Below are 5,079 nucleotides of genomic sequence, written 5' to 3'. Positions count from 1 at the left end.
GGCGAGCGCGGAGGCGTTCTAGGGCCCCGAGGGGAGAGGTCGCGCGGGTTATTGAAGCTTTGCCACAGCTTTAAGCGCGTTGGTGATTTCCGTGGCCGTGACCACGCCGGCAACCGACGTATTCTGATTCGCCCCGTCAGGATCTGTCACCAGAGCCAGCATAGCGTCCTGTTGGCCCATGAGGCGCAGCGCCTCCATAAGGCCCGTCTTTGCGGTGACCATGACAAAGGCGGCGGGTTCTCCCGCTGTCAGGCTTTCCTCCGGCTGTGTCTTGTCCCTGAAGCGCCGCTCGGCGCGGACAATTCTCCCGTCTTCGGTGAAGATGAGCACCCCCGGTGTCTCAGGCCGGGGATCGCCCACGGCAAGAACGGTAAAATTCCTGGTCATGATATCGCCAACCTGGCGCGCCGTCAGCAGGGCCGCATCCAGCCCCTCGGGCACCGCATGGCCGCGCCGGTTGAGCTTGAGCGTATAGATGCTGGCTGGCGAAAGACGGCGGCGAACCGCATAGGCGGTGGCCGTACAGAGCACGGTCGGCAGGATCATGTTATGATCGCCGGTCATCTCTGTCAGCATGATGATGCTGGTGAAGACGGCCCCGGTTGTTGAGCCGATCATCGCCGCCATGCCGGCAATGGCAAAGACCGGGATGCCAATGCCGATATCGGGAAACAGCATCAAGGTGACACCGCCAAAGGCGGCGCCAAGCGCGGCCCCCATGAACAACGACGGCGAAAATACCCCGCCGGAGGCGCCGGAGCCGAGCGTCAGGCAGGTTGCCATCAGCTTGAGGGCAAAGAGCAGCAGCAGGAACCACGGATCTGATAGCGCGCCTTCCAGCACATCAAGGATGGTCGCATAGCCAACCCCCTGAATATAGAAATGCCCGGCATAGAGCTGCATCAGGTAGATCATCACCCCGACGAGAAACATGCCCATCATATGGCGACTGTAGTAATTTCCGGGCAGGGCGTCGAACCAGTCCTCCGCCTTGTAGATGGCGCGGATGAACAGGGTTCCGGCGAGGCCGCAGATCAGGCCGAAGGGCAGGAACAGGATCAGGCCCCAGGCGGGCTCGATCCCGAAGTCGGGGATTTGCAGGGCCGGGACTTCAAAACTCGGGTTGGCCCCAAGCAAAAGCCGCCCGATATAGGTGGCGACCACCGTCGCGATGGTGACAAGAAGGATACTGCTGGCATTGATCGAGACGAGCAATAACTCGACGGCGAACAGAACCCCGCCGAGCGGGGCGTTGAATGTGGCGGCAATGCCGGCCCCGGCCCCGGCGGCCATCAGCACCACCCGCTGACGCGCCGGCATGGCGACCCAGGAGCCGAGCACCGAGCCGAAGGTCGCACCGATCTGGATAATCGGGCCTTCGCGGCCAATGGCGCCGCCGCTGCCGATTGAGAGGGCGGAGGCGAGGGACTTGACGACAACCACAATCGGGCGGATATGGCCATCGTTATAATAGATCGCGTCCATGACCTCGGGCACGCCATGGCCCTTGGCCTCGGGGGCGAAGGTCTTGACCAGCCAGGCGACCCCAACGGCGCCGATCACCGGCACAGCGATCACCCAGGCCCCCCAGACATCCGTTGGCGTATGGAGATTAGCGTCATATTGAAGGTTAAATTGTCCTAAAAACAGCAGGTTATGAAAGAAACCTATGAGCAGACGAAATATCCACGCGCCAATCCCGCCGATGATCCCGACAAGACCGGCGAGCAGACACAACAACACTATCCCTCGATTTTCCTCCTGCATGTCGTGGCCCCCTCCCTACATCAACTGGCATAGCCTCCGGACAGCCCCCGCCGCCGGTTCAGCAATAGCTTTCGGTTCCGATCATTTGCGAATCAGTATAACGGGCGCCATGGGCGAAGCCGACGGGCAGGATCTTTTCGATCTCGGCCATCTCGGAGGCAGTGAGGACAAGGTCCGCCGCGGCGGCACATTCCTCAAGATGTTGCTTGCTTCGCGTTCCCGGTATCGGGATCAGGTTGTCGCCCTTGCCCAGCACCCAGGCAATCGCGAGTGTCGCCACGGCGACGCCCTTGTCGGCCGCCATCTCGAAAAAGGGTTCTAGTGCCTTGAGGTTATAGCCGTAATTCGGCGTCATAAAGCGCGGGTTATTTTTTCTGAAATCGCTGTCGCCAAATTTTGCCGGATCAGGCGGGCTGTTACTGAAGATGCCGCGTCCAACCGGGGAAAACGGAACGAAGGCCACGCCCAGCTCCTCGCAGGTTTGAAGCAGTCCGAGCTCGGGCAGGCGGGTCCAGGGGGAATATTCATTCTGCACGGCGGTGACCGGATGCACCGCATGGGCGCGGCGGAGCGTCGCCGGTGAAATCTCGGAAAAGCCGATACCGTCGATCTTGCCTTCCTGTTTCAGCGCAACCAGGGTGTCCATCACCTCCTCGACCGGAATGGACGGGTCCCGGCGATGAATGTAGTAAAGCGCCAGTTGTTCGACATTCAATCGTTTAAGTGATTTTTCAAGTTCACCGCGTATATAGCTGGCACTGTTATCAAATGTTCGGGCAGTTGCGCCCGGCTCCCGCTTGATCCCGACCTTTGAGGCGATCTTGAAGACCCCGGGGTTCTGTTTCACGAACGCGCCGATTGTCTGTTCCGAGCGCCCGGCGCCATAGACGTTGGAGGTATCGAGAAAATCGACGCCAAGATCCATCGCCCGGGCGAGGGTTGCGTGGCTGGTATCCTCATCTGTTGGCCCGTAAAAGCCCGCAAAACTCATGCAGCCAAGTCCGACGGCACCGACTTCCGGCCCGTTTTTTCCTAGTTTCCGTTTTTTCATTCTCTTTTATCCCTTTGCTGCATCTTGTTTTTTACCAAATAATGTTACTATGCTAAAGCAATGGCGCAACAGCAAAAACTCGAAATAAAAAGAGGCCCCGATGAATAAACTGGAATTTTTCTTCGATTGCTCCAGCCCCTGGACATATCTTGCCTTTGAAACTCTGCAGGAGATTTCTGGGCGGCATCCCGACCTTGTGGTGGATTATCGCCCGTTTCTGGTCGGGGGCGTTTTTAACAGCGTCAATCCCTCCGTCTATAACAACCGCGACAACCCGGTGATTCCCAAACAGAAATACGCCAAGAAGGATTTGCAGGACTGGGCGGACTATGTGGGCATCAAGATTGGCCAGCCGCCGGTCTTTCCCGTCAACAGCGTCAAGGCCATGCGCGGCGCGTTTGTTGCGCTTGAGGAACAATGCCTTGTGTCCTATGCCCGCCGCGTGTTCGAGCGTTACTGGGGCGAGCTTGCCGATATTTCACAGGATGCTGAACTGGAGAAAATCGTCGCCGATGTCGGCCTTGATAGGGATAATTTCTTTAGCAAAATCAAAGACCAGACGTATAAAGATAAACTGAAATCTAATACGGAGGAATTGATTAACCGGGGCGGATTTGGCTCGCCGACCATGTTCCTTAACGAGGATGACATGTATTTCGGCAATGACCGCTTCGTCCTGATCGAAGCAAAGCTCAACGCCGACTGACAGGATAATGGACCGCCATGATTGACCTTTACTACTGGCCGACCCCGAATGGCTGGAAAATCTCCATCGCGCTTGAGGAGATGGGCCTCGATTACCGGGTGATTCCCGTCAATATCGGCAAGGGTGAGCAGTTCGAGAAGGACTTCCTCGCCATCAGCCCCAACAACCGCATGCCCGCCATTATCGACCGGGACCCTGAAGATGGCGGCGCGCCGGTGTCGGTATTTGAGACCGGTGCAATCCTGATCTATCTCGCCGAGAAGACAGGAAAATTCATGCCGGGTGATCTGCGTGGCCGCAAGGAAGTGATCGAATGGGTGATGTGGCAGATGGGCGGCCTCGGCCCGATGCTCGGCCAGAATGGCCATTTCAAGTTCTATGCCCCGGAAAAAATTCCTTACGCCATGGAACGCTACTCGACCGAGGCTCTGCGTCTGTTTGATGTGCTTAACCGTCGCCTCAAGGGGCGGGATTTTATCTGCGGCGACTATTCGATTGCCGATATGGCCTGCTGGCCGTGGATCATCACCTACAAGCAGCAAGAGATTGACCTTGGCGAGTTTCCTAACATCCGCCGCTGGTACGATGCCCTGAAACAACGCCCGGCGCTGCGGCGGGGCTATGAGGTCGGCAAGGAATTTGGCAAGCCGACCGGGACTTGGGATGAGGAAACGCGCAAGAACCTGATGGCGCAGCGGACCCGGGAAACGGACTGAAACCCCTCCGGTGACACCGTTCGCCCTCTATGGCAGCCTCGCCCTCAGCGCCTTCCTGTCAGCAACCCTGCTGCCCGGCACCTCCGAGGGGCTGTTCGCCTATTATATCGCTACTGAGAGCGGAAGCCCGATGGGCTTGTTGCTGGCGGCAGTCATCGGCAATGTCGCCGGATCGATGCTGAATTGGGTTCTTGGGCGATTTTTGGCGCGGTTTCGCGGACGCAAATGGTTTCCGGTCTCGGAAAAGCGCTATGATCAGGCGCAACGCGGGTTTGCCCGCTACGGCCAATGGACGCTGCTGTTCGCCTGGCTTCCGGTGATTGGTGACCCGCTGACCATCGTCGCCGGAGCGCTCAGGGTGCCGCCGCTCAATTTCCTGTTCTGGGTCACCCTTGGCAAGCTGGGGCGCTACCTGCTGGTATTGCAGGCGGCGCAGCTGCTGGCGGGGTAGGGGTATGTTACTCGGGCGCGTCTGCCTGCAGATATTGTCCGGCTGTCCAGCCGACCATACCGTTATATTCAATATTGCACCATTTGCGCCGGGTTTCGACTTTCCGGATGGCCGTTGTTGATTTTCGCCATTCGAGGTACGGCATACCGATATGGCAGCCATGGTTGACGATCTTGTCCGTATCCGCGGTCAGGGCGCCAACTTTTGCGGCCTTGAGGGAGGGGGTCTTGCGAACATTCAGGGTACTGCCGGGTTTCATATGATCGCGGAAGTAACCGGGGTTATCCGGGCTTGCCGCGGCGGCGGGAAGAACGGCCGTCCCCATACTCAAGCCCAGAGCGATCAGGCAAGCGCGGCTGAAAATACCGGCGGAACCTGTCAGTCTCGT

At 58.5% G+C, this 5,079-nt stretch carries 6 protein-coding genes; 3 read left to right on the top strand and 3 right to left on the bottom strand.

Translation table 11 applies throughout. The features are described 5' to 3' along the window. Positions 1–48: 48 nt before the first annotated feature. Both ACESNI_RS13785 and ACESNI_RS13780 read right to left on the bottom strand, forming a co-directional pair. Positions 49–1,767 (bottom strand): chloride channel protein, encoded by a 1,719-nt coding sequence (locus ACESNI_RS13785; RefSeq protein WP_373087823.1) that lies wholly within the window; start codon positions 1,765–1,767, stop codon positions 49–51. Positions 1,768–1,825: 58 nt separating this feature from the next. Beyond that, positions 1,826–2,818, bottom strand: a complete 993-nt coding sequence (locus ACESNI_RS13780) for an aldo/keto reductase (protein WP_373087821.1) — start codon at positions 2,816–2,818, stop codon at positions 1,826–1,828. A 100-nt stretch (positions 2,819–2,918) separates the two neighbouring features. On the opposite strand from ACESNI_RS13780, the gene ACESNI_RS13775 reads away from it, so the two are divergent. The 3 genes from ACESNI_RS13775 to ACESNI_RS13765 are packed head-to-tail and all read left to right on the top strand — an operon-like array spanning position 2,919 to position 4,691. After that, positions 2,919–3,524, top strand: coding sequence for a 2-hydroxychromene-2-carboxylate isomerase (locus ACESNI_RS13775; RefSeq protein ID WP_373087819.1), 606 nt, complete (start codon positions 2,919–2,921; stop codon positions 3,522–3,524). Between the two features lie 17 nt (positions 3,525–3,541). After that, entirely contained in the window at positions 3,542–4,240 is a 699-nt protein-coding gene (locus ACESNI_RS13770) for a glutathione S-transferase N-terminal domain-containing protein (RefSeq protein ID WP_373087817.1), read from the top strand. 10 nt (positions 4,241–4,250) lie between these two features. After that, positions 4,251–4,691 (top strand): YqaA family protein, encoded by a 441-nt coding sequence (locus tag ACESNI_RS13765; RefSeq protein ID WP_373087816.1) that lies wholly within the window; start codon positions 4,251–4,253, stop codon positions 4,689–4,691. Between the two features lie 7 nt (positions 4,692–4,698). On the opposite strand, the gene ACESNI_RS13760 is transcribed toward ACESNI_RS13765, so the two are convergent. Further along, the coding region (locus tag ACESNI_RS13760; protein ID WP_373087813.1) for an SH3 domain-containing protein at positions 4,699–5,079 on the bottom strand (381 nt) is incomplete at its 5' end.

The organism is Sneathiella sp. (assembly GCF_041689005.1).
Classification (GTDB): Bacteria; Pseudomonadota; Alphaproteobacteria; order Sneathiellales; family Sneathiellaceae; genus Sneathiella.
The sequence above is the reverse complement of the archived record's forward strand: the minus strand, read 5'-3'. Positions and strand labels throughout refer to the sequence as shown.

Coding starts and splice junctions, on each gene's coding strand:
- ACESNI_RS13785 (WP_373087823.1), bottom strand. CDS start 1,767: ATGCAGGAGGAAAATCGAGGGATAGTGTTGTTGTGTCTGCTCGCCGGT.
- ACESNI_RS13780 (WP_373087821.1), bottom strand. CDS start 2,818: ATGAAAAAACGGAAACTAGGAAAAAACGGGCCGGAAGTCGGTGCCGTC.
- ACESNI_RS13775 (WP_373087819.1), top strand. CDS start 2,919: ATGAATAAACTGGAATTTTTCTTCGATTGCTCCAGCCCCTGGACATAT.
- ACESNI_RS13770 (WP_373087817.1), top strand. CDS start 3,542: ATGATTGACCTTTACTACTGGCCGACCCCGAATGGCTGGAAAATCTCC.